Source organism: Enterobacter cloacae complex sp. 2024EL-00227 (genome assembly GCF_043945315.1).
Lineage (GTDB): Bacteria > Pseudomonadota > Gammaproteobacteria > Enterobacterales > Enterobacteriaceae > Enterobacter > Enterobacter roggenkampii.
In genome coordinates, this window is the sequence record NZ_JBIMQP010000004.1 from 265,934 (window position 1) to 291,359 (window position 25,426).

At 56.0% G+C, this 25,426-nt stretch carries 25 protein-coding genes; 11 read left to right on the forward strand and 14 right to left on the reverse strand.

Annotated elements, in window-relative coordinates:
* Nucleotides 1-183 precede the first annotated feature (183 nt).
* Nucleotides 184-1,200, forward strand: a complete 1,017-nt coding sequence (gene galR / locus ACHH0Z_RS09830) for an HTH-type transcriptional regulator GalR (RefSeq protein ID WP_021242019.1) — start codon at nt 184-186, stop codon at nt 1,198-1,200.
* Here galR and ACHH0Z_RS09835 read toward each other — a convergent pair.
* Nucleotides 1,161-1,646: a GNAT family N-acetyltransferase gene (locus tag ACHH0Z_RS09835; RefSeq protein ID WP_023344838.1), complete on the reverse strand. Its 486-nt coding sequence runs from the start codon at nt 1,644-1,646 to the stop codon at nt 1,161-1,163. The two genes, galR and ACHH0Z_RS09835, sit on opposite strands and share 40 nt — an antisense overlap.
* Before the next feature lie 220 nt (nt 1,647-1,866).
* On the opposite strand from ACHH0Z_RS09835, the gene ACHH0Z_RS09840 reads away from it, so the two are divergent.
* Nucleotides 1,867-2,904: a LacI family DNA-binding transcriptional regulator gene (locus ACHH0Z_RS09840; RefSeq protein WP_008499674.1), complete on the forward strand. Its 1,038-nt coding sequence runs from the start codon at nt 1,867-1,869 to the stop codon at nt 2,902-2,904.
* On the opposite strand, the gene lysA is transcribed toward ACHH0Z_RS09840, so the two are convergent.
* The gene (gene lysA / locus ACHH0Z_RS09845; protein ID WP_008499675.1) at nt 2,874-4,136 is read right to left on the reverse strand and encodes a diaminopimelate decarboxylase; all 1,263 of its coding nucleotides are present in this window, start codon (nt 4,134-4,136) and stop codon (nt 2,874-2,876) included. The two genes, ACHH0Z_RS09840 and lysA, sit on opposite strands and share 31 nt — an antisense overlap.
* Nucleotides 4,137-4,257: 121 nt before the next feature.
* On the opposite strand from lysA, the gene ACHH0Z_RS09850 reads away from it, so the two are divergent.
* The gene (locus ACHH0Z_RS09850; RefSeq protein WP_045407126.1) at nt 4,258-5,184 is read left to right on the forward strand and encodes a LysR family transcriptional regulator; all 927 of its coding nucleotides are present in this window, start codon (nt 4,258-4,260) and stop codon (nt 5,182-5,184) included.
* Here the strand turns inward: ACHH0Z_RS09850 and ACHH0Z_RS09855 are convergent.
* The 7 genes from ACHH0Z_RS09855 to ACHH0Z_RS09885 form a co-directional block, all read right to left on the reverse strand.
* The gene (locus tag ACHH0Z_RS09855; RefSeq protein WP_045407128.1) at nt 5,179-5,871 is read right to left on the reverse strand and encodes an aspartate/glutamate racemase; all 693 of its coding nucleotides are present in this window, start codon (nt 5,869-5,871) and stop codon (nt 5,179-5,181) included. The genes ACHH0Z_RS09850 and ACHH0Z_RS09855 overlap by 6 nt on opposite strands.
* Nucleotides 5,872-5,961: 90 nt before the next feature.
* Entirely contained in the window at nt 5,962-7,086 is a 1,125-nt protein-coding gene (gene wzz(fepE), locus ACHH0Z_RS09860; RefSeq protein ID WP_025912419.1) for an LPS O-antigen length regulator Wzz(fepE), read from the reverse strand.
* A 208-nt stretch (nt 7,087-7,294) separates the two neighbouring features.
* Nucleotides 7,295-8,728 (reverse strand): sugar porter family MFS transporter, encoded by a 1,434-nt coding sequence (locus tag ACHH0Z_RS09865; protein ID WP_223825726.1) that lies wholly within the window; start codon nt 8,726-8,728, stop codon nt 7,295-7,297.
* A gap of 293 nt (nt 8,729-9,021) precedes the next feature.
* Nucleotides 9,022-9,783 carry a 2-dehydro-3-deoxy-D-gluconate 5-dehydrogenase KduD gene (kduD, locus tag ACHH0Z_RS09870; RefSeq protein WP_045407131.1) on the reverse strand — a complete coding sequence of 254 codons (762 nt, stop codon included), beginning with the start codon at nt 9,781-9,783 and terminating at the stop codon, nt 9,022-9,024.
* Between the two features lie 63 nt (nt 9,784-9,846).
* The gene (gene kduI, locus ACHH0Z_RS09875) at nt 9,847-10,683 is read right to left on the reverse strand and encodes a 5-dehydro-4-deoxy-D-glucuronate isomerase (RefSeq protein ID WP_045407133.1); all 837 of its coding nucleotides are present in this window, start codon (nt 10,681-10,683) and stop codon (nt 9,847-9,849) included.
* 237 nt (nt 10,684-10,920) lie between these two features.
* Entirely contained in the window at nt 10,921-12,099 is a 1,179-nt protein-coding gene (locus tag ACHH0Z_RS09880; protein WP_008499681.1) for an acetyl-CoA C-acetyltransferase, read from the reverse strand.
* A gap of 93 nt (nt 12,100-12,192) precedes the next feature.
* Nucleotides 12,193-13,059 (reverse strand): LysR family transcriptional regulator, encoded by an 867-nt coding sequence (locus tag ACHH0Z_RS09885; RefSeq protein WP_021242027.1) that lies wholly within the window; start codon nt 13,057-13,059, stop codon nt 12,193-12,195.
* A gap of 105 nt (nt 13,060-13,164) precedes the next feature.
* On the opposite strand from ACHH0Z_RS09885, the gene ACHH0Z_RS09890 reads away from it, so the two are divergent.
* Nucleotides 13,165-13,626 carry a multidrug/biocide efflux PACE transporter gene (locus tag ACHH0Z_RS09890; protein ID WP_008499683.1) on the forward strand — a complete coding sequence of 154 codons (462 nt, stop codon included), beginning with the start codon at nt 13,165-13,167 and terminating at the stop codon, nt 13,624-13,626.
* 119 nt (nt 13,627-13,745) lie between these two features.
* Entirely contained in the window at nt 13,746-14,975 is a 1,230-nt protein-coding gene (locus ACHH0Z_RS09895) for an amino acid permease (RefSeq protein WP_023294484.1), read from the forward strand.
* Nucleotides 14,976-15,030: 55 nt separating this feature from the next.
* On the opposite strand, the gene ACHH0Z_RS09900 is transcribed toward ACHH0Z_RS09895, so the two are convergent.
* Nucleotides 15,031-15,483, reverse strand: a complete 453-nt coding sequence (locus ACHH0Z_RS09900) for an Lrp/AsnC family transcriptional regulator (RefSeq protein WP_021242030.1) — start codon at nt 15,481-15,483, stop codon at nt 15,031-15,033.
* A 116-nt stretch (nt 15,484-15,599) separates the two neighbouring features.
* On the opposite strand from ACHH0Z_RS09900, the gene ACHH0Z_RS09905 reads away from it, so the two are divergent.
* Nucleotides 15,600-16,211 carry a LysE family translocator gene (locus ACHH0Z_RS09905; protein WP_025912423.1) on the forward strand — a complete coding sequence of 204 codons (612 nt, stop codon included), beginning with the start codon at nt 15,600-15,602 and terminating at the stop codon, nt 16,209-16,211.
* A 26-nt stretch (nt 16,212-16,237) separates the two neighbouring features.
* Here ACHH0Z_RS09905 and ACHH0Z_RS09910 read toward each other — a convergent pair whose 3' ends face one another.
* Together ACHH0Z_RS09910 and yjdI are read right to left on the reverse strand one after the other, a co-directional pair.
* On the reverse strand, nt 16,238-16,510 hold the full coding sequence (locus tag ACHH0Z_RS09910; RefSeq protein ID WP_008499687.1) for a GNAT family N-acetyltransferase: 273 nt from the start codon (nt 16,508-16,510) through the stop codon (nt 16,238-16,240).
* A 10-nt stretch (nt 16,511-16,520) separates the two neighbouring features.
* The gene (gene yjdI / locus ACHH0Z_RS09915) at nt 16,521-16,751 is read right to left on the reverse strand and encodes a 4Fe-4S mono-cluster protein YjdI (protein WP_008499689.1); all 231 of its coding nucleotides are present in this window, start codon (nt 16,749-16,751) and stop codon (nt 16,521-16,523) included.
* A 176-nt stretch (nt 16,752-16,927) separates the two neighbouring features.
* Between yjdI and ACHH0Z_RS09920 the strand changes: the two genes are divergently transcribed.
* The 5 genes from ACHH0Z_RS09920 (at nt 16,928) to ACHH0Z_RS09940 (ending at nt 23,417) form a co-directional block, all read left to right on the forward strand.
* The gene (locus ACHH0Z_RS09920) at nt 16,928-18,568 is read left to right on the forward strand and encodes a sensor histidine kinase (RefSeq protein WP_045407136.1); all 1,641 of its coding nucleotides are present in this window, start codon (nt 16,928-16,930) and stop codon (nt 18,566-18,568) included.
* Nucleotides 18,552-19,247: a response regulator gene (locus ACHH0Z_RS09925; RefSeq protein WP_045407138.1), complete on the forward strand. Its 696-nt coding sequence runs from the start codon at nt 18,552-18,554 to the stop codon at nt 19,245-19,247. The genes ACHH0Z_RS09920 and ACHH0Z_RS09925 overlap by 17 nt, the downstream gene beginning before the upstream one ends.
* Nucleotides 19,248-19,415: 168 nt before the next feature.
* Complete coding sequence (locus ACHH0Z_RS09930) at nt 19,416-20,504, forward strand: ABC transporter substrate-binding protein (protein ID WP_023294490.1); 1,089 nt, start codon at nt 19,416-19,418, stop codon at nt 20,502-20,504.
* Between the two features lie 80 nt (nt 20,505-20,584).
* Nucleotides 20,585-22,354 carry an iron ABC transporter permease gene (locus tag ACHH0Z_RS09935; protein ID WP_023294491.1) on the forward strand — a complete coding sequence of 590 codons (1,770 nt, stop codon included), beginning with the start codon at nt 20,585-20,587 and terminating at the stop codon, nt 22,352-22,354.
* On the forward strand, nt 22,347-23,417 hold the full coding sequence (locus tag ACHH0Z_RS09940) for an ABC transporter ATP-binding protein (RefSeq protein WP_045407140.1): 1,071 nt from the start codon (nt 22,347-22,349) through the stop codon (nt 23,415-23,417). The genes ACHH0Z_RS09935 and ACHH0Z_RS09940 overlap by 8 nt, the downstream gene beginning before the upstream one ends.
* Nucleotides 23,418-23,627: 210 nt before the next feature.
* On the opposite strand, the gene ACHH0Z_RS09945 is transcribed toward ACHH0Z_RS09940, so the two are convergent.
* Both ACHH0Z_RS09945 and ACHH0Z_RS09950 read right to left on the reverse strand, forming a co-directional pair.
* Nucleotides 23,628-24,080: a hypothetical protein gene (locus ACHH0Z_RS09945; protein WP_008499695.1), complete on the reverse strand. Its 453-nt coding sequence runs from the start codon at nt 24,078-24,080 to the stop codon at nt 23,628-23,630.
* A complete protein-coding gene (locus ACHH0Z_RS09950; RefSeq protein WP_045407182.1) occupies nt 24,080-25,177 on the reverse strand; it encodes a VENN motif pre-toxin domain-containing protein in 1,098 nt (365 codons plus the stop codon). Before ACHH0Z_RS09950 ends, ACHH0Z_RS09945 begins: the two co-directional genes overlap by 1 nt.
* Between the last annotated feature and the right edge of the window lie 249 nt (nt 25,178-25,426).

Here is a 25,426-nt window from a genome sequence, read left to right on the forward strand (position 1 = left end):
AAAGTGTAACTAAAGGTTCAGATTCACATTTTTCAGACATGACTGGGCGTGTAACGATTACACCGCCAGGGGTGTGCTGCGTCACGTTTGTGGAGAGCGGAAATCCGCTCCCCTTGAATGCACGCCGCTTTTCCGCAACACTATTTGGTGTGTAAACGCTTACCCCCAATAAGAAGGTAATGAATGGCGACAATAAAGGATGTGGCCCGTCTGGCTGGCGTGTCGGTGGCAACCGTCTCGCGCGTGATTAATGATTCACCAAAGGCCAGTGACGCATCACGTCAGGCGGTACAAAGCGCCATGGAATCCCTGAATTATCATCCCAATGCCAACGCTCGCGCGCTCGCCCAGCAGTCCACAGAAACGATTGGTCTGGTGGTGGGCGATGTTTCTGATCCCTTTTTCGGCGCCATGGTGAAAGCGGTTGAACAGGTTTCCTATCAGACAGGCAATTTTTTGCTGATCGGCAATGGCTATCATAACGAACAAAAGGAACGCCAGGCCATTGAACAGCTGATCCGCCACCGCTGCGCGGCGCTGGTGGTTCACGCTAAAATGATCCCGGATGCCGAACTGATTCACCTGATGAAGCAGATGCCCGGAATGGTGATTATCAACCGTATCATTCCCGGCTTTGAGAAACGCTGTGTGGCCCTCGACGACCGCTACGGCGCCTGGCTTGCCACGCGGCACCTGATTCAGCAGGGCCATACCCGGATTGGCTATCTCTGTTCCAATCACCCCATTTCTGATGCGGAAGACCGTCTGCAGGGCTACTACGATGCCCTGCGTGAAAACGGGCTGCCGTGTAATGACCGTCTGGTGGCCTACGGCGAACCGGACGAGAGCGGCGGTGAACAGGCCATGACCGAACTGCTGGGCCGCGGACGGAATTTCACGGCGGTTGCCAGCTATAACGACTCTATGGCCGCAGGGGCAATGGGGGTGTTGAATGACAACGGAATTGAGGTACCGGCAGAAATTTCGCTGATTGGCTTCGACGACGTGCTGGTCTCCCGCTACGTTCGCCCGCGTCTGACCACCGTGCGCTACCCAATCATCACCATGGCAACGCAGGCCGCCGAGCTGGCGCTAGCGCTGGCTGAACAGCGCCAGCCGCCGGAAATTACCCATCTGTTTAGCCCGACGCTGGTCCGTCGTCACTCCGTTGCGTCGCCTGCAGAAGCGCAAAGCGAATAACGGTAGAGGTGCACCCGCGTGTTGGGGTATTCCAGCCCATCACCGATATACTGCCAGCCGTAACGTTCGTAGAAGTCGCGGCAGGCAGACCAGAGATGGAGCTCCTCATACCCGGACTGCGCGGCGTAAGCGATAACATGCCGCTGAAGTTCTCCCGCAAGCCCCTTGCCTCGCGCCGCGTCGTCTACGTAGAGCGCCGCCAGCCACGGACAGAGATCCTGACGGGTGATCAAATCGCAGCGCCAGAGTCCCACCGTGCCAAGAAGCTGTTCGCCGTCAACGGCAATGAACGTCAACGGTAATGCCCCAGGCGTCTGGCTGTGCTCAACAATGCTGTGGAAAAATTCCCGAGGAAGCCCTTCGCCAAAGGCCTGCCAGATCCAGTCGGTAACCTGCTCTGCGAAGTGTGGCGCCTTGTAAAGCGGGAGGATGACAGCCTTATTCATGTTTCACCTGCATTTTCTCATGTATTTACTGGCCTGATGCTCCAGCCCGGTTCGGTGATTATCTTACCAGAGTCAGGCTATTGAGTTTGACTTCAGGCTGGCCGGACGAATCGTTACCAAAAAGCGTGATCGTGGCAGAGTTTTTGCGCTTCCCGCATCGCTTATACGGCATAAGCTCTGTGGTAAACTGCAGATCGTTACGTGGAAGCAGGAATATAGAATGGCAACAATGCTGGATGTATCACTGCGCGCGGGCGTGTCGAAGGCCACGGTATCGCGCGTGCTGAACGGCACAGGTCAGGTAAAAGAGAGTACGCGTCAGCAGGTGTTTGCTGCGATGGAAGAGCTGGGCTATCGCCCGAACTTTCTCGCGCGCTCGCTGGCTAACCAGACCAGCAACAGCATTGGTCTGGTCGTCTCGACCTTTGACGGCTTTTATTTTGGCCGCCTTCTCCAGCAGGCGTCGCGGCAGACCGAAACTCACGGGAAACAGCTGATCGTCACCGACGGTCACGACGCGCCGGAACAGGAAGAGCAGGCGGTGCAGATGCTGGCCGATCGCCAGTGCGACGCCATCGTGCTTTACACGCGCTACATGAGCGAAAAAGCGATCGTCAAACTGATGAACACCGTGAAAACGCCGCTGGTGGTCATTAACCGTGAAGTGAGCCAGGCGCCGGATCGCTGCGTGTTCTTCGAACAGCAGGATGCCGCATTCAAGGCCGTGGATTACCTGATCGGCCAGGGCCATCGGGAGATCGCCTGTATCACCGTCCCGATCCACACTCCCACGGGTAAAGCGCGGCTGATGGGCTATCGCAAGGCGCTGGAAAAGCACGGTATCCGTCTGGACGAGCGTCGGATAAAGTACGGCGATGCAGGAATGACGCGGGGATACGAGCTTTGCAAGGAATTGATTGCCGACGGAGTACCGTTTAGCGCCCTGTTTGCCTGTAACGACGATATGGCGCTGGGGGCGTCCAAAGCGTTGCACCAGGCGGGGCTGAAAATCCCGCAGGATATCTCCCTGTTCGGCTTTGATGATGCCCCAAGCGCGAAATGGCTGGAGCCTGCGCTCTCGTCGGTTTATCTGCCCATCGACAATATGATTGTCACCGCCATCGATCAGGCGATCCGGCTGGCAAGAAACCAGCCGGTCGATGCCATCCCGCCGTTTACCGGCACGCTGGTGTTACGCGATTCGGTCACAACGGGGCCGTACTTTCATCAGATGAGTTCTAAAGCCAGCAGTTCCTGAATGGTCTGGCGACGGCGTATCAGCCGCGCCTTGCCATTATCAAACAGCACTTCCGGCAGCAGCGGGCGACTATTGTAGTTAGAGGACATAGACGCCCCGTAGGCACCGGTGTCGTGCAGCACAAGATAATCACCCGGTTTGACCTCTGGCAGCGCGCGGGTTTCCACTTTGCCGCCCTCCTGCTGGGTAAACACGTCACCCGATTCGCACAGCGGCCCCGCAACGACCGTCTCAACGCGCGGCGCCTGCGTTAAATCGCGGCCGTCGGCAGCCAGGGCGGTAATGTGGTGATAGCTGCCGTACATGGACGGACGCATCAGGTCGTTAAAGCCTGCATCAATCAAGACGAAGTGGCGAGACCCCATCTCTTTCACGCTGCGCACCTGCGAAACCAGCACGCCGGCTTCCGCCACCAGGAAACGACCCGGCTCAATTTCCAGCTTCACCGCGTGGCCCAGATGCGCGGCAATTTGATCGCGCGCGGCGCTCCACAAACCGTAATAGTGATCGGTATCGATCGCCTCTTCCCCTTCGCGATAAGGAATGGAGAGACCACCGCCCGCAGAGATCGCCTCCAGATCCTGACCGAAGTCGACAACCTGACGCACCATCGCGCCGCACACCTGTTCCAGGTGGCCGTAATCCACCCCAGAGCCAATGTGCATATGAATACCCACCAGCTTCAGGTTGTAGCGCTGTAACACCTCCAGCGCGGCAGGCATGTCGGCATACCAGATCCCGTGCTTGCTGTTTTCGCCGCCGGTATTGGTTTTTTGGCTGTGGCCATGACCAAAGCCCGGGTTCACGCGCAGCCAGACGCGGTGGCCGGGAGAAACCTGACCGAGCTGCTCGAGCATATCCACAGAACCGGCATTTACCGGGATCTGCAGTTCGTGAACGCGCGCCAGCGTCGCATCGTCGATCACATCGGCAGTAAAGACGATCGCGTCGCTGTCGGCTTTCGGATCGTATCCGGCTACCAGCGCGCGCTCGATTTCGCCGAGTGAAACGGAGTCAACCTTCACGCCCTGCTCGCGCATCAGGCGCAGAATATGAATATTGGAGCAGGCCTTCTGGGCAAAACGCACCACGTCGAACTGATGCAGGGCGGCGATCTTCTCGCGGACGATCTGCGCGTCGTAGACCCACACCGGACAGCCAAACTCGGCAGGCAGGCGCAGCAGGTTGTCGGCGTTCAAATCGGTATCAGTCTGGTTCAGCGGGCGTGGCATGGTCTTCTCCGGATAAATGCGTTTTGATGATTACGCCACAGCGCAAGGAGAATAAAAAATATCGTTTTATCGCGAGTCTATGCAAAAATGATATGGATAGTTCTCTGCTTTCAGGTGCCCTATGCCCGCCGTCAATTTACGTCATATCGAGATTTTTCACGCCGTGATGACCACCGGCAATCTCACCGAAGCCGCACAGATGCTGCACACCTCGCAGCCGACGGTGAGCCGCGAGCTGGCGCGCTTCGAGAAAGTGCTGGGGCTGAAGCTGTTCGAACGCACCCGGGGCAGGCTTCACCCGACGGTACAAGGATTACGCCTGTTCGAGGAAGTTCAGCGCTCCTGGTACGGGCTGGACAGAATCGTGAGCGCCGCGGAAAGCCTGCGCGAGTTTCGCCAGGGCGAGCTGTCGATTGTCTGCCTGCCCGTCTTTTCACAATCCTTTTTACCGATGCTGCTGCAACCCTTTCTGGCCCGATACCCGGAGGTCAGCCTCACCATCGTGCCGCAGGAATCTCCCCTGCTTGAAGAGTGGCTTTCGGCACAGCGCCATGATTTAGGGCTAACCGAAACCCTCACCACCCCAGCGGGCACGGCGCGCACGGAGCTGCTCTCGTTAGATGAAGTGTGCGTTCTGCCCGCCGGGCATCGGCTTGCCGGTAAGGCGGTGCTCACGCCGGAGGATTTCCACGGGGAAAACTACATCAGCCTGTCGCAGACCGACAGTTACAGACAGCTGCTGGATACCCTGTTTACCGAGCATCAGGTCAAACGGCGAATGGCGGTGGAAACGCACAGCGCGGCCTCGATTTGCGCGATGGTGCGTGCCGGCGTCGGCGTCGCGGTGGTGAATCCGCTCACGGCGCTGGATTATGCGGGAAGCGGGATCGTCATCCGCCGCTTTAGCGTGTCCGTCCCGTTCACCGTGAGCCTGATCCGTCCGCTACACCGTCCGGCTTCCGCGCTGGTGGACGCTTTCACCGAACACGTCATGGAGCACGCGCGTCAGGTGGCGCTTCGCTTACCTGACCTGCAGGACCCATTATGACAGCATAAACGCCACGGCATCCGCAGCATGAATAGCGGTGGTATCAAATACCGGAAGAGGGCTTCGCTCAACGGGTACCAGCAAACCGATCTCCGTGCAGCCGAAGATCACCCCTTCAGCCCCCTGCTGCGCGAGTTTTTCGATGACGCTGACGTAGAAGGCGCGGGAGGTTTCGCTGAAGGTGCCGAGACAGAGCTCGTCAAAGATAATCTGATTGATGCGCACCCGGTCTTCTTCTTCAGGGATCAGGCTTTCGATCCCAAACTCGCTGCGCAAACGCCCGCGATAGAAATCCTGCTCCATGGTGTAGCGTGTGCCCAGCAGCGCTACGCGGCGCATCCCGGATGCCGCAATTGCGCGCCCGGTGGCGTCAGCGATATGCAGGAACGGCAGCGAGCAGCGGTTCTCAATATGCGATGCCACCTTGTGCATGGTATTGGTACAAAGCAATATCCCCTCGGCGCCAGCCCGCTCCAGCCCCAGCGCCGCCTGGGCCAGGATCGCCCCGGCTTTATCCCACTCGCCGCTCGACTGGCAGGCTTCGATTTCATGAAAATCAACGCTGTGCAGGAGCAGGTTTGCGGAGTGCAGACCACCCAGATGCTGCTTCACCCCTTCGTTAATCAGGCGATAATAAGGGATTGTCGATTCCCAGCTCATTCCACCTAACAGGCCGATCGTTTTCATCATCCCTCCTTTTCGTTGATTTCTTCTTTTAACACAACCGGTGCCAATAAAAAAAGGCGCTCTCTTGAGCGCCTTGTTAATCTGCAGGGTTTATTCCGTCACCGGCTCGGGGAGTGGATTACGGGTGAGCATCGCCTCGCGCAGTAAAACGCTACTGCAGGCAAACAGTGCCCCCAGGAGCGCCGCCAGAACGACAATCAGGGCCTTGCCTGGACCATCCTTTTTCACCGGCATGGAGGGAGAGAGCTGGTACCGGAATGGCTCAAGTTTAACATCCGCAAAGGAGAGCTTTTTCAACTGCGCCAGATAATATTCCCGGTTCTGGAAATCCGCATTCAGCTCGGTCACGTCCTTGAGATTTTTTTCAATCTGCAGCTTTTGCGCGATACCGTCAGCACCGAGCGCAACAGAGTAATCCGGATCGTCTTTTACCGCCTGCCCGTTGCTGTAGACCGGCTTCTTGATGCCGGCGGCATTCGCGACTTCCAGGGAATAATTCAGCCGCTGCAGGTTGGTATTGTGAATATTGGTCAAACGGACGCGATCCAGCTCTAGCTGCTGCTCAACGACTTTCGTTTTCAGCGCGATCTGGTTGCGGATATTCTGCACTGTCTCTTTCTCAACAATAGCCGCGATATAATTGATGTATCCCTCCAGAACGGATTGCGCATCGCCTGCTGTCGGCGCAGTGAAGTTTAATGTCCAGGAGATATAGGGGGTTTTATCTGCGTCTTTTCCCTGATCGTTATTCACCGCTTTCATTCTGTCTGAGATATTGACTATCGCCCGATGCAGCTCAAGCGGATCCACCTCAGCGTCTTTAAGCTGCGACATCACGTAAGAAGAGGATTTCAGATACTCTTCAAGCAATGACTGCGACTGAAACTTTTTAATAAAAAGATCAAAGACTTCCGGACGGGTAATCTTCACGTCCACATCCAGCACCTGTAACGCCACCATCATCTGGCGCAGCGGGTTCCACTGCGACTGTTCTGCCGGGGTGATCACCGCTTTACTGGTCCATTTTTGCGGCAGCAAAAATGAAATGGCCAGCCCCACGAGAGCAAAAGCAAGGGTAACGGCCACGATGCGCTTTTTAGCCGCCGCTAAAACCGCTAATAAACCTAAAAGATCTATTTCTTTAGCGTGTTCGTTACGGGTGGAATAATGGGGGAAATCAATATCTGTGCTTTTTTTGAAATCCATTTCTGACATAGGAATTCTTCTTTCTCTTGATGCTACGCATCTTTGTTCATTGATCGCTGTGGCTCAATAATACAATAGATTAAGAAAAATCCTAATCCCAAACACCATTATCTGACTACCCCTGCCAGAGTTAGTAGTGAGTTTCATCACGTTATAATTGTGATTAATCTCCCTTTCCACCTCCGGCATAGGTTAAACATGTAAACAGGCAATCCGATCACACGCCAATATTCCGCAGCTTCTCCCCGGCCATCAGCTTGCGCTCGATGTGTTCCAGCGTCACGCCTTTGGTTTCTGGTATCAGCCAGAACGTGACGCCAATAAATGCCACGTTCAGCACCGTATAGAGCCAGAACGTTCCCGCTGCACCAATCGCGTCCAGCAGCGTCAGGAAGGTCGCGCCGATGATCATGTTCGATACCCAGTTGGTGGTCGTGGAACAGGTGATGCCAAAGTCACGGCATTTAAGCGGCTGAATTTCGGAGCACAGGATCCACACCACCGGCGCGGCGCTCATCGCGTAACCTGCGATACACATCATGGTCATCCCGACAGAAAGCCAGGAGAGTCCGCTGGAAGCCGTGCCGTTATCAAACTGCATCAGGCAGTAGCCGAGGATCAGCGTGCCGAGCGCCATCACGCTGAAGCCAATTTTCAGCGCCGGTTTGCGGCCCGCCTTGTCCACGGTGAATACGGCAATAAAGGTGGCAAACATGAAGGTCAGCCCGACCACCAGGGTGGCGATCATCTGCTGTTCGGTGGTGGTGAACCCGGCCATTTTGAAAATGCGCGGCGCGTAGTACATGATGATGTTCATGCCGGTGAACTGCTGCATCGCCTGCAGCAGCATGCCGAGGAAGACCGCCCGGCGCACGTTGCGGTTGATTTTAAACAGCGCCCAGCCCCCCTGCTTGAGCTTCAGGCTTTCGCGGATCTCGTTCAGCTCCTCGCGGGCTTTTTCAGAGGTATCGCGCAGCATGCGCAGCACCTCTTCCGCCTCCACGTGGCGCCCTTTTTGCGCCAGCCAGCGCGGGCTGTTCGGCAGGAAAATCACTAAAACAATCAGCACCACCGCTGGCAGCGCCAGCACGCCGAGCATTGCGCGCCAGTTGCCGCTGTAGCTGAAGTAGGTGTCAGACAGAAACGCCAGCACGATACCCAGCGTGACCATCAGCTGATACATGCTGATCATCTTCCCGCGCACGTTCTCGCTCGCCATTTCGGAGAGATAAAGCGGTGCCGTGTAGGAGGCAATCCCCACCGCCACGCCCAGCAGCACGCGGGAAAGCAGCAGAACCTCAACGTTTGCGGCAAAGGCGGAGCCAATGGAGCCGGCGACAAAAAGAATCGCCCCGGCCATCAGGCTGTATTTGCGCCCCAGGCGAAACGAGAGCCAGCCGTTGAACAGCGCGCCAATGGCCGCGCCGAGCATCATGCTGCTCACCACCCACTCCTGCAGGCGGCTGCTCAGGGTAAAGTGATCGGTAATAAAGGGCAATGCACCGGCAATGACGCCAATATCCAGTCCAAATAACAGGCCCGCCACGGCGGCGGCAATAGAGACAAACTGGTTCATGCGGCGAGTATCACGCAGCGCAGCGGGCATTAGGGTAGAGTCATTTATAGATGTCATATTTTCCTGCCTGAACAGTGAAATTCGTTAAGTGAAATTACGAGATAGCGAGAAAAAGTGTCAGGCGGGAAAAGGTGAAGATATGGATTATTTCGCTGCGACATAGCGTTCTGTGATGGACATTACAATTTCAACTAACGCTGAATAATCACATGCTTTTACTAATCATCTAATTTTTAAAGATTAAAAGTGTGATGGCTGTCGTTCATGATTTTTTAGTATGGATTTTCCGTGTTTATCCATATGGATTTTGACAATTTTTAAGCAAAAAAAACCTCTGCCCAAAAGCAGAGGTCCAGACCCGATGCGGGCTATCGCGCCAGCCAGCCGCCATCGACCGCCACGGTGTAGCCGTTTATATAGTTCGATGCCGACGAGGCCAGAAAGACCACCGGCCCCATCAGATCGCCCGGAAGCCCCCAGCGCCCCGCCGGAATGCGGTCGAGGATTTCCGCGCTACGCTGCTCGTCCGCACGCAGCTGCTGCGTGTTGTTGGTCGCCATGTAACCCGGCGCAATCGCATTCACATTGATGTTGTGTTTCGCCCACTCGTTTGCCAGCAGGCGGGTCACGCCCATCACGGCGCTTTTGGAGGCGGTGTAAGACGGCACGCGGATACCGCCCTGGAACGAGAGCATGGAGGCAATATTCACGATCTTGCCGCCGTTCCCCTGTGCGATAAAGTGCTTTGCCGCCGCCTGGGACATGAAAAATACGCTTTTGATGTTCAGGTCCATTACGTCATCCCAGTCGCGCTCGCTGAAGCTGATCGCATCTTCACGGCGAATCAGCCCGGCGTTGTTGACCAGAATGTCGATATGACCGAATTCCGCCACCGCGCGATCCAGCAGTTCAGGAATGGCATCGATTTTACGCAGGTCGGCGGTCAGGCTCAGGAAGCGGCGGCCCAGGGCCGTCACGCGCTCGAGGGTTTCCGTCGGTTCAACGATATTAATCCCGACGATATCGCAGCCCGCTTCCGCCAGGCCTAACGCCATCCCCTGACCCAGCCCGGTATCACATCCGGAAACCACCGCCACTTTCCCCTGCAGGGAGAATGCATCCAGAATCATGTTTAATCCTTACTCTTTCAGAGCCTGTCACTCACAGGCAGGTTTACGCTTCACCGCCCGCGGCTAGCGCAGATCGCCGACCGCAACATGGTCCATATCGTCAAAGACCTGGTTTTCACCCACCATTCCCCAGATAAAGGTGTAGGCTTTTGTCCCTACGCCGGAATGAATAGACCAGCTCGGCGAAATCACCGCCTGCTCGTTATGCATCACGATATGGCGCGTTTCCTGCGGCTGTCCCATCATGTGGAACACGCACGCGTCCTCATCCATGTTGAAGTAGAAGTAGACTTCCATGCGGCGCTCGTGGGTATGGCACGGCATGGTATTCCACAGGTTGCCCGGCGCAAGTTCGGTCAACCCCATGCTGAGCTGGCAGGTCTCCAGCACGTCCGGCACGAAGTATTTATTGATGGTGCGGCGGTTGCTGGTGAGGTTGTCGCCCAGCGTCACGGGTGCGACGTCTGCCGGGGTCACCTTTTTGGTTGGACAGGTGGCGTGGGCCGGCGCGCAGTTATAGTAGAATTTCGCAGGCCTGCTGGCGTCGATGCTGGCAAAGACCACGTCTTTCGCCCCTTTACCCACGTACAGCGCCTCGCGATGGCCAATCTCATAGCACCGTCCGTCTACGGTGATGGTGCCCGGCCCGCCGATGTTAATCACCCCCAGCTCGCGACGTTCGAGGAAATAATTCACGCCCAGCTGTTTACCGACCTCGCCGCCCACGGAGACGGTTTTCGTGACGGGCATAATGCCGCCCACAACAATGCGGTCGATATGGCTGTAAACCATGGTGTACCTGTCAGCCTCGAATATCTGCTCGACTAAAAATGCCTTACGCAGCCCCTGCGTATCCAGCGTTTTGGCGTGCGCGCTGTGGATGCTTTCTCTGACGTCCACGGTAACCTCCAGATGTGGTCATGCCCGAAGGCGGGAAGTAAAACGAAACAGCGTTCCGTTTTACATAATGAGCACATACTATCGGCATAAAGTGAGCTTTTCAATTAAATTTAAAACAACGTTTCATTTTTATTTTTGTTTATCGCGGAATTGATGCCCGGATCACGCTAAAACCGTCGGGAGATAAAGATCACGATAAAAAAAACCTCCCGGAGGAGGTTTTTTAATGAGAAGAGGTTAGCGTTCGATGGCCAGCGCCACCCCTTGTCCGCCGCCTATACAGAGCGTGGCAATCCCTTTGCGGGCGTTGCGCTTCTTCATTTCGTGGACCAGCGAAACCAGGATCCGGCAGCCGGACGCCCCGATCGGGTGCCCCAGCGCGATCGCCCCACCGTTTACGTTGACCCGCAGCGGATCCCACTCCAGCATTTTTCCGACGGAGATCGCCTGCGCGGCATAGGCTTCGTTCACTTCGATCAGATCCACATCAGAAAGCTGCCACCCCGCACGCTCCAGACAGCGACGGGTCGCATAGACCGGCGCGATCCCCATTAACGCAGGATCAACCCCCACGCTGGCGAATGCCTTAATGCGGGCCAGCACGGGAAGATCGAGTTCGAGGGCTTTGCTTTCACTCATCATCATGACGGCCGCGGCGCCGTCGTTAATGGAAGAGGCATTTCCCGCCGTGACCGAGCCCTGCATTTCAAACGCAGGATTCAACCTGGCCAGCCCTTCAGCGCTGGCGTCGGTGCGCGGCTGCTCATCGGTATCCACAACGATAACCTCGCCCCCCTGACGCTGCGTGCTGACCGGGACAATTTCGTCGCGAAAACGGCCGGAATCAATCGCCGCACGCGCTTTTTGCTGCGAGCTTAGCGCATAGGCATCCTGCACCTCACGGCTGATACCGTACTCGCGCGCCAGGTTTTCCGCCGTTACGCCCATATGATAATCGTTGAAGGCATCCCACAGCCCGTCATGCACAAGGCTGTCGAGCAGCTGGCTGTTGCCCAGCTGCGCGCCGGTACGGCTGTCGGTCAGGACGTGCGGCGCGCGGCTCATATTCTCCTGCCCGCCCGCAATGATCACGTCCGCCTCACCACACTGAATGGCCTGCGTCGCGAGATGCAGCGCTTTTAATCCTGAACCACAGACGTCGTTGATAGTGATAGCGGAGACGGTATTGGGCAGTCCGCCCTTCAGCGCCGCCTGTCGCGCAGGGTTTTGCCCGGCACCGGCCGTGAGGACCTGTCCCAGAATCACCTCATCAACTTCATGTGCTGCGATCCCGCTACGTTCCACCAGCGCTTTCACCACCACGCTGCCCAGGTCAACCGCCGAGTGACGCGCGAGCGCTCCCTGAAAACAGCCGATAGCTGTACGCAACGCACCCACTATTACGACATCTTTCATCACGACCTCTGTGTTAAATGACATGACGATAGTAGAGGATTGTTACTGGCAATTATCTTAATTGTTTAAAAATAGTGAGTTTAATCACAAGGATCAGCGTGCATCCTGCAGATACTGCCGCAGCCAGCTTCCGGCAACGCCGGGAGGGGATCGTTTATTCCACAGCAGATCGATGCCGATCGCCCGCGGCCAGCCGGGAACATTGAGCTGTACCAGGGATTTCGCGGCGGCAAATTCCTCCACCAGCGCGCACGGCAAGACGCACCAGCCAAATCCCTGTACCGCCATACTCAAGAGTAACAGGTAATTCGGGGCTGACCAGACGGGCCCGCGCGCGATCTCCGCCTCACGCTCAAGATAGGTGCTCAGCCGCAGCTCTCGCCAGCCGTGCAGCTCGTCACGCTGAACGTCATCCTGCCCGGCCAGCGGATGCGTGGTCGCGACATAGATCGCCATGCGGGTCTGCATCGGCAGCCGGATGGCGCCAATATCCGTAGGATAACCGTCTCGCGCTTCGGTGAGGCCAATCTGCGCGCGCTCCTTTTGCAGCAGATCGATCACGTCCTCCTCCTCGCCAATCAGACATTCGAATTCCGTATGGGGAAAGCGCGCGTCAAACTGCTTCATCATCTCTTCCAGCACATCCGGGTTGAGGGTATCGGAAAGGACAAACGTCAGACGCGCCTCCGTTTGCGCCGTGAGCGACACCGCCAGCTCATCCAGCCGCGTGCTGGCGGCGAGAATAGCCTGCACGTAGCCCAGCACCTGTTCCCCCTGGGCCGTTAACACCGGCTGGCGCGCCGAGCGGTCAAACAGCTCAAATCCCAGATCGGCTTCAAGGTTGGCAATGGACGTGCTGACCGTCGACTGGCTTTTACGCAGCCGGCGTGCGGCCGCAGAGAAAGAGCCTGCTGCAACGGTCTCGACAAACGCGGTCAGGGCTTCGGGTGAATAGCGCATAACCTATCTACTTTTACGATGGATACTATCTTTAATATATCAGCTTTAGCGATAAAAATAGGCCACATCAACGCCCATACTGGCGAATTAACGAGGTCTATCGCTATGCAACATCAGGATGCACTCCAACGTAAACTGCCGGAGCGGATCTTTCATGCTGTCTGTTTTGAAGGGATTGCGACGGCGATCCTCGCCCCTACCGCGGCGTGGTTGATGCAGCGTTCCGTGGTGGAAATGGGTGGGTTGACCATTATTCTGGCCACCACCGCCATGCTGTGGAACATTATTTATAACGTCGGCTTCGACCGTTTCTGGCCTGTTCAGCGCGTCAAACGTACGGCAAAAGTGCGTGCGCTGCATGCGCTGGGGTTCGAATGCGGCTTTATTGTGATTGGCGTGTCGATTGTCGCCGCCGTGCTGGGCGTCACCCTGCTACAGGCATTCACACTGGAAATAGGTTTCTTCCTGTTCTTCCTGCCGTACACCATGTTCTATAACTGGGCGTACGATAATCTGCGTGAGAAATTTCTTAAGCGCCGCCAGCAACGACGCGCCCTGGCAGGCTGAACCGCCTCTGGCCGGACGCCCGTTCCGGCCCGACGTCTTCGAAGCAACTGCGCTCTTAAGGCATAACTATGGTAAATTGCACGCCATTCTGATGGTTTGATAGTTGATACGTTGCTCTAATGTCGAAAATTTGGTCAAAAGATGAGACTCTCTGGAGTTTCGCTCTCTACGGCACGGCCGTGGGCGCAGGAACGCTCTTCCTGCCCATTCAGCTGGGCTCCGCAGGCGCAATCGTCCTGTTTATTACCGCCCTCGTGGCCTACCCCTTAACCTACTGGCCGCACAAAGCGCTGGCGCAATTTATCCTGTCGTCGAAAACGAAAGGCAACGAAGGGATCACCGGCGCCGTTTCGCACTATTACGGCAGGAAGATCGGCAACCTGATCACCACGCTCTATTTCATCGCCTTCTTTGTGGTGGTGCAGATTTATGCGGTGGCCATCACCAACTCGTTAACCGAGCAGCTGGCAAAACACCTGACGGTAGACACCACCGTTCGCGTGCTGGTTAGCCTGGGCGTGGTGCTGGTCCTGAATCTGATCTTCCTGATGGGACGGCATATCACGATAAAAGTGATGGGCTTCCTGGTGTTTCCGCTGATCGCCTATTTCCTGTTTGTCTCGCTCTACCTGATCGGCAGCTGGCAGCCCTCGCTGCTGACCAGCCAGATGGCCGTCGATCGCCATACGCTGCACCAGGTCTGGATTTCGATTCCGGTGATGGTGTTTGCGTTCAGCCACACGCCGATTATCTCGACGTTTGCCGTTGACCGCCGCGAGAAGTTCGGGGACGAGGCCATGGCTAAATGCAAGAAAATCATGAAGGTGGCATACCTGATTATCTGCCTGAGCGTGCTGTTCTTTGTCTTCAGCTGCCTGCTCTCTATTCCGCCGTCGTACATTGTGGCCGCCAAAGAGGAAGGGGTGACGATCCTGTCCGCGCTGTCGATGATGCCCTCTTCACCGGCGTGGCTGGGGATTTCCGGGATTGTCGTGGCGATTATTGCGATGTCGAAATCGTTTCTCGGCACCTATTTTGGGGTGATTGAAGGGGCGACGGAGATCGTGAAGTCGTCGCTGAACCAGGTGGGCGTGAAAAAGAGCCGCGCCTTTAACCGCGCGATTTCCATCATGGGGGTGTCGTTAATCACCTTTGCCGTCTGCTGCATTAACCCGAACGCCATTTCGATGATTTACGCCATCAGCGGCCCGCTTATCGCCATGATCCTGTTTATCATGCCGACGCTGTCGACGTATCTGATCCCCTCCCTGAAACAGTACCGTTCCATTGGCAACCTGCTGACGCTGATCGTCGGGGTGCTGTGCGTGTCGGTGATGTTTGTCGGCTAATTCCCTTTCCTGCCCGGCGCGCTGCCGGGCAGGCCATTCAACCCCGGCCTCCTGCTTACAGCGGAAAAGGCCTGTCCTGCACCACCGTTTTCATGACAAGCGTTGAGCGAAGATGCTGCACGCCGGGCATAGCGGAGAGCTTCTCGTCGTAGAGCTTCTGGAAAGCGGAAAGGTCGCGGGTCACGACGTGCATCAGATAATCAGGATCGCCAAACAGGCGCTGAGCCAGCACAATCTGCGGGATCTCCTCCACCGCCTCTTCAAACGCGCTGACCGCCTTGCGGTCACCCTCTTTCAGCGTCGCGAACACTATCGCCAGGAAATTAAATCCCATTTTGGCAGGGTCGAGGCTTGCACGGTATCCCGTTATGGCCCCGCTTTGCTCCAGCGCCCGCACGCGACGGTGGCACGGCGAAAGGCTCAGATTCACCCGCTCAGCCAGTTCGGTAAGCGACAGGCGGCCGTCAGACTGCAGTTCAGCAAGAATTTTTCTATCGATGCTATCCATGTGGAAGATTTTCTCATTTTCACCGTGTTATGAGCATAACATTGAAAGCCTATTTCGCAGTGTTAGCGATATTCTTTTTCGCAACGTATAACGCACTGCGGGAGTATTTCAGGACGATGGAAATGAGTATTGTGGCCGGCTTTTGGGTGGTTTCGTTTCTGCTCATCATGACCCCGGGGGCCGACTGGGCCTACGCTATTAGCGCCGGAATCAACGGCCGCCGCGTGGTCCCGGCGGTGATGGGGCTGATGTCCGGGCATCTGCTAGCCACATTGATTGTGGTGGCAGGCGTGGGGGTATTGATTGCTCAACATCCGCTGGCGTTAGCCGGGCTGACCGTGGCGGGAGCCCTGTATCTCCTGTGGCTTGGCATAACGTTATTGCGTCACCCGGCCGCACCGGAGAAGGCCACCCAGCATGCGGGTAACTGGACGCAGTGGGCGGTGAAAGGACTCTGCATTAGCGGCCTTAACCCGAAGGTTTTTTTGCTGTTCCTGGCCCTGCTTCCGCAATTCACAGACCCAACCGGAAGCTGGTCGATAGCGATGCAGATGTCTGCGCTTGGGATGATGCACCTTATTACCTGTACCCTGGTCTATCTGCTGGTGGGGTATGGTTCGAAAGCGGTGCTGGCGACCCGGCCACAGGCGGCCCGTCTGGTGAGCAGGGCATCGGGAGGGTTGATGGTGCTGATCGCTCTGGTACTGCTGTTTGAGCAGGTGAGATAAAAAACACCGGCCATCGCCGGTGTGAGTTACGCCCGAATATCGTCATATTCCCGCGTTTTATCAAACTCATGTTTCGCAAACGGGCACAGCGGGATAATTTTGCGGTTCTCACCGCGCATCTTCTCCACCACTTTCGCCACCAGCTGTTTACCGACGCCCTGCCCTTTCAGGCTCTCATCCACATCGGTGTGCTCGATAATGCTCAGGTGCTCGCCGGTCGGCACGAAGACAATCTCCGCGACCTGGTTGCCGTTCGCATCATTCACGTAAAACTTGTTATGGCCTTCCAGAATATCCATGGTTCCTCGCTTATTTTTGGCGATACTTCAGCGCACCGCTCGGGCAGGTATCAATCACGCGGACAACCGTTTCAACGTCCACTTCATCGGGAATAATCCACGGCTTACGTTTCAGATTAAACAGCTTTGCGCTCCCACGCACGCAGTTACCGGAGTGTTTGCAGATCCCGGTGTTGAAGTAAACGTCAATTTTCTCGCCGGTATAGGCCCGGTAACCCGCATCCAGTAGCTCTTTATCCATGACATTGCCTCTGTAATTATTATCGTGCTGAATGAAGCATAGCCTTACGGGATCCTGATGGCTATAACGCCGAAAACGAAAAGCCAGGTCACAACTCTTTTCTTGCCAGATTGCGTCCGCTATTTGCCCATGTCAGGCTCGGCAAATGTCACTTTTACATAACATCCGCAGGTTGAATGAAACGCAGACTCTCTTTTCAGGTAAAGCTGTTTTTAGCGCTGGTGTGCTTTTCCTGCCTGCTGTTAGTTCTGCTGGGAACGATCCTGTTTCATTTTATTGACCGACAGCTCCATCACGATCTCGGCCAGCGCGCCCGGGTGCAGGCCAGCCAGATCGCGCTGATGCCGGGTCTGGCGGCCATGGTTGCGGCCAGAGATATTCCGGGGATAGCCCGGTTAATTCAGCCGCTACGCGCCGAAAGCGATGCCAGCTACATTGTGATTGGCGATACCGAGGAACAGCACCTTTATCATTCGGAATCCCCGGAGCGCATAAATTTACCGATGATCGGCGGGGATAATGCGGAGGTATTACAGGGCAAAACCATTATTTCCGTGCGCCAGGGCGGGATTGGCGTGTCGCTACGCAGCAAAGCACCGATCTTTAACGCGCAGCACCAGGTGATTGGTATTGTCTCGGTCGGCTATCTGACCTCCTATATTGCCAATATTAATGCCCGCATTCTCTGGCAGTCCGGGCTGTACGGCGCGGCTCTTCTGCTGCTGCTGTTTATGTTCTCCTGGCTGTTTACCCGCAATCTCAAAAAACAGATGTTCCGGCTTGAGCCAAAAGATATCGCTCAGCTGGTTTTGCAGCAGCGCGCGCTATTAGAAGCCATGTATGAGGGGGTATTTGCCGTCAATGATGAGAAGCAGCTGATTTTAATTAACCGCGCCGCACGAGAAATGCTGGATATCCGGCAAAGTGAGAAAGCGCTTATCGGCAAACCGCTGGAAGACGTTCTGCAGACGTCGCCGGGCTTTTTATCCCAGCGCTACGCCTCGGTGAGCAGCGGTAGCCACGACCAGATTGCCGTGCTGAACCAGCGGGAGGTAATCGTCAACCGCGTGGCGATTGAGGTCGAGCCCGGCGTTGAAAGCGGCTGGGTATACAGCTTTCGCGACAAAAATGACATCAACACCCTCAGCAGCCAGCTCAGTCAGATCAAGCGCTATGCGGATAACCTGCGCATTATGCGCCACGAGCAGCTGAACTGGACCGCCACGCTGGTGGGCTTGCTGCAGATGAAACACTATGACGAGGCGATTCGCTACATTCAGGTGCAGTCCGAAGGTGCGCAGCGGGTGCTGGACTTTGTCTCCGCCCGTTTTTCCTCTCCCGCGCTGTGCGGGCTGCTGCTCGGAAAATACGTCAGCGCGCGCGAAAAAGGGATCGAACTGCTGTTTGATCCCGCCTGCCAGCTCACCCGCATGCCAGTCACGCTCAACGAAACGGAGCTGATGTCTATTATTGGTAACCTGCTGGATAACGCGGTGGACGCGACCCTTAAGGCCCCGGTCCCCGCGCCGGTGGAACTCTACATTTCTGACCGTAACCAGGAGCTGCTGATCGAGGTGGCCGACCGGGGCTGCGGGGTGGAGGATGCGATGAAGCCGCATATTTTCCGCCAGGGATTCAGCAGCAAGCCGGAACGTGAAAACGACATTGTGGGTACCGAGCACGGTATTGGCCTGTATCTGGTGGCAGGATATATCGACAAGGCTGGCGGCAGCATTGAGATTGCCGACAACACGCCACAAGGGACCATTTTTTCTGTGTTTATTCCGAATGGGCTAAAGCATGACCCGAGCACTTGATGTTGTGATCGTTGAAGATGAGCCGCACCTGGCAGAGCTGCATCGCGAGTATATCGAGCAGAATTTTCATTTGCGCGTGGTGGGCATCGCCGCGTCGATTGAGCAGGCATGCAGCCTGATTCGTCAGCATCAGCCGCGGCTTATCCTGCTGGACAACTATCTACCGGACGGTAAAGGCGTGGAGCTCATCGATAACCCGCTGCTGAAAAGCTATGAGTGTTCGGTAATCTTCATCACCGCCGCCAGCGATATGCAGACCTGCAGCCACGCCATGCGCAGCGGCGCGTTTGACTACCTCATCAAGCCCGTCTTTTTCCAGCGCCTGCACGCCTCGCTGGAGCGTTTTATGCGCTTCATCCACACCGTACAGCAGGTGAAGGTGGTCGACCAGCATGCGCTGGATCGCCTGTTTCATCTGCCTGCCGCGGAAGCCTCCGTAACGCCGTCCACAAAGGGCATTGAACCCCAGACGCTGGAGCGGATAAAACGCCTGTTCGCCGAGCATCCCTACAGCGCGATGTCGGTTGAAGAGGTGGTGGAAAACGTGGGGATCAGCAAAACCACGGGGCGTCGCTACCTCGAATACTGCGTGGAGAGTGGGTTAATCAGCGTTGAAATGCTGTACGGCAATATCGGTCATCCTCGCCGGTTATACCGCAAAGCCCCCGATAAACCGTAATCAAAAACCATTCGTTGGCTAACGTTCGCGGATTTTATGGTGTTAATTGCTGAAACGACGGCGACAATCACACTTCGGAATCATTGCCCTCGCCTCCCTATTGTCGGAGGCGCGCTTTACGCTATGTTGACAATTAGTTCCTCAAATGTAACTAAAAGGTTAACTATAATGTCGAACACGTTCCGAATTTCTCTGCTTACCGCTACCGTACTGTTCTCTGCTTCTGCACTGTCTGCCCTGCCGCAGGGTTATCCTGCTGAGTATCAAAAAGTGGTTGATGCCGCCACGAAAGAGGGCAAGGTTGTCATCTATTCCACCACCGACATCAAAGCTGCCGGCCCGCTGATCCAGGGCTTCGAAAAAACCTACCCGGGCATTAAAGTCGAATACAACGACATGAACAGCACTGAGCTGTACAACCGTTTCATCAGCGAACAGGCTTCCGGCGGCGTGAGCGGCGACGTGGTCTGGAGCTCCTCGATGGACACGGGCCTGAAGCTCGCCACCGACTACGCCATGGAGTACAAATCTCCGGAGCAAAGCCAGCTGCCGAAATGGGCGGTCTGGAAAGATAAGGCCTACGGCACCACCTATGAGCCGGTGGTCTTTATCTACAACAAGCGCCTGATTCCGGCTGGCGACGTGCCGGATTCTCACGCCGCGCTGGCGAAGCTGATTGCCAGCCAGACGGACAAATTCAAGAACAAAGTCACCACCTACGACATCGAAAAATCGGGGCTGGGCTTTATGCTCTCGGTGCAGGATCACAACGCCGATCCGAACTACTTTAAGACCCTGGCCGACGTCGCCAAAGGTGGCCTGTCGGTGCAGTCGTCTACCGGCACCATGATGGAGCGCGTCTCCTCCGGTGAAAACCTGATCGGCTTCAACATCCTCGGTTCCTACGCGGAAGCGCGTGCGAAGAACGATCCGTCACTCGGCATCTCCTATCCGAAGGATTACACCCTGGTGCTGTCGCGCGTGTCGTTCATCAGCCAGCAGTCGCAAAACAGCAACGCGGCCAAACTGTGGCTGGACTACGTGCTCTCTGAACAAGGGCAAAGCATTCTGGCCAACCAGGCGGACATTCCCTCCATTCGTAACGATATCGAAGGGAAAAATGATATCGACGGCCTGACCAAAATCCTCGGCAACGCGCTGAAGCCGATCCCGGTTGATGAAACGCTGCTGGAATACCTGCAGCCGAAAAAACGCCTCGAGTACATCAAAGAGTGGCGTACCGCCGCCGGTAAATAAGCGTCTGAGCGCGGCGCTGGCCGCCGCGCTCCCTTATCGACTGAGTTCGTTTTTCTGGGCCGCAACACCAGGGATACCCCATGAATACATTACGCAGAAAGTGGCAAAGCCTGCCGCGAGGCATCGTCGTGCTGATAACCGCCCTGGTTATCTACACGCCGCTGTCGTTTATCGTGATCCAGAGCTTCCTGTCCGCGCCGTTCTTTTCGCCGTCAAAAGAGTGGAGCTTTGAATCATTTGATTTTATTTTCACCGACCCCGATTTTTATAAGGCCCTGAAAAGCGGCTTTATTCTGGCTTTCGGGCTGGTCTTTATCTCTATCCCGCTGGGCGGCGTGCTGGCATTTCTGATGGTGCGTACCGACCTGCCCGGTCGCCGGTTGATTGAGCCGCTGATCCTGGTTCCGATTTTCGTTTCACCGATGGTGCTGGGCTTCGGCTACGTGGTGGCCGCCGGTCCGGTGGGCTTTCTCTCCCAGTGGGCGGAGGCGCTGATTGGCTTTGTGCCGTGGAATATCTACGACATGTCGAGCATTGTGGTCATTGCCGGCCTGACGCACGTCCCGCACGCCTATCTGTATATCTCGTCAGCGCTGCGCAGCGTGGGCTCCGACGTGGAAGAAGCCGCGCGCACCGCGGGCGCGTCGCCCTGGCAGGTGATGACCTCCGTCAGCCTGCCGATGGTGCGCCCGTCTATTCTGTACGCCACCGTGCTGCTGTTCTTCCTCGGGCTGGAAGTGTTCGGCCTGATGCTGGTCCTCGGCGACCCGGAAGGCAACATGGTGCTGGCGACCTATCTCTATAAGCTGACGAACAAGATGGGTACCCCATCCTATAACCTGATGGCGGCGGTTGCCGTGGTGCTGATCTGCATCACCATCCCGCTGGTGATGCTCCAGCGTCGCCTGATGCGCACCGCCAACCGCTTCGTCACCATGAAGGGCAAGGCCTCGCAGGCCCGCGCGCTGCCGCTGGGTAAATGGCGCTGGGTGGCTGGCGCGGTGATTGCCTTCTGGCTCACCGTCACCATTGGCGTTCCATTGCTCGGCGTGGTGCTGCGCGCGTTTATCTCCAACTGGGGCGTGGGCGTTTCGCTGTGGGACGAGCTTTCTCTGAACACCTTCCGCACCATCTGGGCGCAGCCCAACCTGCTGCGCGCCATCGTCAACTCCATGGCGATTGGCGTCATTGGCGGCGCGCTGGCCGTGGTGTGCTACCTGTTTGTCGGCATTGCCATGCACCGCAAGCCGGACAATACCACACGTTTCCTGGACTACAGCGTGCTGGTACCGCGCGCCGTGCCTGGCCTGCTGGCGGGTCTGGCGTTCCTGTGGGTATTCCTGTTCCTGCCGATGTGGCTGGATAACTCGCTGAAATCCGGCTGGCTTTCCGGGTTTGCCTGGACCGACTGGATGCGTGAAAACGTCATCGTCTGGCTACGCTCGCTGCGCAGCACCATTTTCAGCGTCTGGCTGGCCTATACCGTGGTGTGGATGGCTTACGGGCTGAGGCTTATCTCTTCCACGCTGCTGCAGGTAGGGCCGGAGCTTGAAGAGGCGGCGCGCAGCACCGGGGCGACGCGCGGGCAGATCACCCGCCACGTCACCATCCCGCTCTCCCGCTACGGCCTGATCGGTTCGTGGCTGCTGATGTTCCTGATCTTTGAACGCGAATACTCAACGGGTGTGTACCTGCTTTCACCCGGCACGGAGACCATCGGCTCGATGCTGGTTTCCCTCTGGGCCGCAGGCGCCATTGATATCGTGGCGGCGCTCTCTTTCATTAATATCCTGCTGGTCGTGGTAGGTCTGGGCATTGCCCTTCGTTTCGGAGTGAAAATACATGATTGAATTAGCGGTTGACGATCTGCACTTAACCTACGGCGACAATCCTGTTTTAAAAGGTGTCTCCATGAACCTGAAGCGCGGCGAAGTGGTCTCCCTGTTAGGCCCCTCCGGCAGCGGTAAAACCACCCTTCTCCGCGCCGTCGCGGGTCTGGAAAAACCGACCCAGGGGTCGATTGTGATTGGCAACAATAAAGTTTACGACGGTACGCCGCGCAGCGAGGTCCCGGCGGAAGAGCGTAACCTGGGGCTGGTATTCCAGTCATACGCCCTGTGGCCGCACAAAACCGTGTTTGAGAACGTGGCCTATCCGCTCAAGCTGCGCAAAGTCCCGGCCAAAGAGATCCAGCAGCGCGTGCAGGACGTGCTGGACCAGCTGGGTCTGGGCCATCTTGGCAAACGTCACCCGCATCAGCTCTCCGGTGGGCAGCAGCAGCGCGTGGCGATTGGCCGGGCGCTGGTGTACAACCCGCCGGTGATTTTGCTGGACGAGCCGCTTTCCAACCTCGACGCCAAGCTGCGCGAAGAGGCCCGCGTGTTCCTGCGCGAGCTGATTATCAAGCTCGGGCTATCGGCGCTGATGGTGACGCACGACCAGAACGAAGCGATGTCCATTTCCGACCGCATCCTGCTGCTGAACAACGGCAAAATTGAGCAACAGGGTACGCCGCAGGAGATGTACGGCTCACCGAAAACGCTGTTTACCGCCGAATTTATGGGCAGCAACAATCGCCTGCACGGCAAGGTCACCGACGTGCGCGACGGCAGAGCGCGTATCGAAGGCAAAGGCTGGGTGCTGTGGGGCCAGGCCGGTGAAGACGTGCAGAGTGGCGCTGACGCCACGGCGGTGATCCGCGTCGAGCGCGTCGCGGTGGTTGAGGGGCCAGGGGAAAATCAGCTTGAGCTACCGCTGCTCACCAGCATGTACCTCGGCGACCGCTGGGAGTACCTGTTCCGCACGGTGGGGGATGATTTTGTGATCCGCGCGTATGGGCATGAGGTTCGGGATCCGCAGCACTGCCATCTTTCGCTGCCGGAGAAGCATGTTTGGGTGTTCCCGAAAGGGTGATGAGTCAATAATTAATCTGCCATGGCCCGGTAGCGATTCGCTTACCGGGTCTACAAAATAAAGAAATGCGCAGATGCCAGGATTGGTGGCGCTAGCGATTATTGTTAAGGCATTCCGACTTAAATATTTACCTGCCCCTTCTTTCCATCCCTACGCATAACGGGTTAAGGCTCCATATCAAAATGTTATTACAGAGCATATAAAGAAAATTTATGCATCATATCCAGCATTTTTGAAAACTGATTGAACATGCTCCGTCAGTCCAACAAGATCTTCATAGGCGATTGGGCCAAAATCAGGATAATGGTTTTCAATATACTCGTTAACATCTTCCATACCTTCACTGACTCTGAGATTCTTAACAAATGTAGGCAAAATACGATGATTAACACCAGTACCATACTCTTTCGGATGATGGGTCATACACCACTCAACTTTACCTTTATATGATTGAATCGCATCTTCCAGTAAGGCGATAACTTCTGGAACCTCTTTTTCAAAACGAAAACTGGTATAAGGAGGATACTTAGAGCGATCAATTTTTTCAAAATGGTCATTTATCCATTCATCTTCAATACGGCTCTGATAATGTAACCACTCCAGTTTTCCAAGAGAACCAATGAAGTCCAACAAGATTGTTTCTTTCTTACCTATCGGAAACATTATTTTAACCCCTGTAATTTATCAGAGATCGTAACACTTCCCTGATTTATAGATTTGATATGTTTTTCCCAATCTCCTTTAGGAATTGGTTTTAAGGACACTCTTGGATCGTAAACATACTGACCATCGGTATAAACCTGATGAAATGCTTGTTCATGTACAATTTTTCCATTTTCATACACATTTAAGTTGTACGGAGTCGTCGGCCTTGCTTCAATAATTTTCCCGTGCCCGCCAGCTGCATCGAGAAGTTTAGGTGCGATATCTGAGCAATCCGTACAATCTGTATTGCCTATCCAGGCAATAAACTTAGGTTCGTTCATTTTTTCAATAACACTCTGATTGGCTGGATAACCGGGATTTTCAGGGCGAACATTTTCAAGACCGGGGATCTTCTCGTTCTGATAGAAAAGATCATCCAGTGAAGGAGAATCCGGAACCGGCGTAGTTGTCGTCCAGCCATTATTGTTTGACGCTCCATCACCGTTGGTATTACCAGTATGATTTATCCCTCCGGTTGCTACACTATTCTTCCCTGTGTTGGAGGGCACATTTCCAGTTACAGTCTGGTCTCCACCAGTGTTTGATGGTCCCGGGTTGATGACCTGCGTACCACCAGTACTGGTGATCGTCTTACCTGTCAGGGACTCATAGGCCGCTTTCTGAGCATCATTTAACTGACTGAGCTGGGAAGGATCATTGAGCGAGGCCACATAGATCAGATGCAACTGCTCATCTTGTGACAATGTATCCATTGCTGATGTGGATGCACCAATGCCCAGTAAAGCACCCAGACCACTGCCAACCAGGCGATCACGGCAAGCAGAAATTTTCAGACATCCCTGTGCAGCCAGTTTACCGCCCTGAATAACGACACCCAGCGAGTTATTCTCAACCTCCACCTTCGCCGTTTCCGACGCCATTGCCGCCATGGAGACACTGCCATCCGTCACCGCAGCGCCCGCCAGACCACCCGCGATACTCACGAGGCTACTGACCAGCCGTTTCTCCTCTGCTGCCAGGTCACTGGATTTTTTATCGCCATACAGCGCGCTGACCAGATGGTCGGTCATCGCCGAGGCCGTAATGGCACCCATGGCACCGGCCTTCAGGCCATCCGCACTGCTCCCGCCACTCAGCTGCGTCAGCGCCGCAGCCACAATACCGTGCAGCGCGGCACGGGCTGTCGGATCTTTCTGCTCCTTGACCAGGGTCGCCAGCAGAGGGGCCGCCCCCGCTGCCGCACCTGCCTTCAGGTTACCGCCAAGCGCACCTGCCAGTAATCCCGCCGCTGCGCTGCCCTTAGTCCAGAAGGCACTCCCCGGACCGTACTCGGTATTCTGATA

What these genes read in the sequence shown, in the direction of transcription:
- galR (WP_021242019.1), top strand. Translation starts at nt 184, where the DNA reads ATGGCGACAATAAAGGATGTGGCCCGTCTGGCTGGCGTGTCGGTGGCA.
- ACHH0Z_RS09835 (WP_023344838.1), bottom strand. Translation starts at nt 1,646, where the DNA reads ATGAATAAGGCTGTCATCCTCCCGCTTTACAAGGCGCCACACTTCGCA.
- ACHH0Z_RS09840 (WP_008499674.1), top strand. Translation starts at nt 1,867, where the DNA reads ATGGCAACAATGCTGGATGTATCACTGCGCGCGGGCGTGTCGAAGGCC.
- lysA (WP_008499675.1), bottom strand. Translation starts at nt 4,136, where the DNA reads ATGCCACGCCCGCTGAACCAGACTGATACCGATTTGAACGCCGACAAC.
- ACHH0Z_RS09850 (WP_045407126.1), top strand. Translation starts at nt 4,258, where the DNA reads ATGCCCGCCGTCAATTTACGTCATATCGAGATTTTTCACGCCGTGATG.
- ACHH0Z_RS09855 (WP_045407128.1), bottom strand. Translation starts at nt 5,871, where the DNA reads ATGAAAACGATCGGCCTGTTAGGTGGAATGAGCTGGGAATCGACAATC.
- kduD (WP_045407131.1), bottom strand. Translation starts at nt 9,783, where the DNA reads ATGATTCTGGATGCATTCTCCCTGCAGGGGAAAGTGGCGGTGGTTTCC.
- ACHH0Z_RS09880 (WP_008499681.1), bottom strand. Translation starts at nt 12,099, where the DNA reads ATGAAAGATGTCGTAATAGTGGGTGCGTTGCGTACAGCTATCGGCTGT.
- ACHH0Z_RS09885 (WP_021242027.1), bottom strand. Translation starts at nt 13,059, where the DNA reads ATGCGCTATTCACCCGAAGCCCTGACCGCGTTTGTCGAGACCGTTGCA.
- ACHH0Z_RS09890 (WP_008499683.1), top strand. Translation starts at nt 13,165, where the DNA reads ATGCAACATCAGGATGCACTCCAACGTAAACTGCCGGAGCGGATCTTT.
- ACHH0Z_RS09895 (WP_023294484.1), top strand. Translation starts at nt 13,746, where the DNA reads ATGTCGAAAATTTGGTCAAAAGATGAGACTCTCTGGAGTTTCGCTCTC.
- ACHH0Z_RS09900 (WP_021242030.1), bottom strand. Translation starts at nt 15,483, where the DNA reads ATGGATAGCATCGATAGAAAAATTCTTGCTGAACTGCAGTCTGACGGC.
- ACHH0Z_RS09905 (WP_025912423.1), top strand. Translation starts at nt 15,600, where the DNA reads ATGGAAATGAGTATTGTGGCCGGCTTTTGGGTGGTTTCGTTTCTGCTC.
- ACHH0Z_RS09910 (WP_008499687.1), bottom strand. Translation starts at nt 16,510, where the DNA reads ATGGATATTCTGGAAGGCCATAACAAGTTTTACGTGAATGATGCGAAC.
- yjdI (WP_008499689.1), bottom strand. Translation starts at nt 16,751, where the DNA reads ATGGATAAAGAGCTACTGGATGCGGGTTACCGGGCCTATACCGGCGAG.
- ACHH0Z_RS09920 (WP_045407136.1), top strand. Translation starts at nt 16,928, where the DNA reads ATGAAACGCAGACTCTCTTTTCAGGTAAAGCTGTTTTTAGCGCTGGTG.
- ACHH0Z_RS09925 (WP_045407138.1), top strand. Translation starts at nt 18,552, where the DNA reads ATGACCCGAGCACTTGATGTTGTGATCGTTGAAGATGAGCCGCACCTG.
- ACHH0Z_RS09930 (WP_023294490.1), top strand. Translation starts at nt 19,416, where the DNA reads ATGTCGAACACGTTCCGAATTTCTCTGCTTACCGCTACCGTACTGTTC.
- ACHH0Z_RS09935 (WP_023294491.1), top strand. Translation starts at nt 20,585, where the DNA reads ATGAATACATTACGCAGAAAGTGGCAAAGCCTGCCGCGAGGCATCGTC.
- ACHH0Z_RS09940 (WP_045407140.1), top strand. Translation starts at nt 22,347, where the DNA reads ATGATTGAATTAGCGGTTGACGATCTGCACTTAACCTACGGCGACAAT.
- ACHH0Z_RS09945 (WP_008499695.1), bottom strand. Translation starts at nt 24,080, where the DNA reads ATGTTTCCGATAGGTAAGAAAGAAACAATCTTGTTGGACTTCATTGGT.
- ACHH0Z_RS09950 (WP_045407182.1), bottom strand. Translation starts at nt 25,177, where the DNA reads ATGGGTGCCATTACGGCCTCGGCGATGACCGACCATCTGGTCAGCGCG.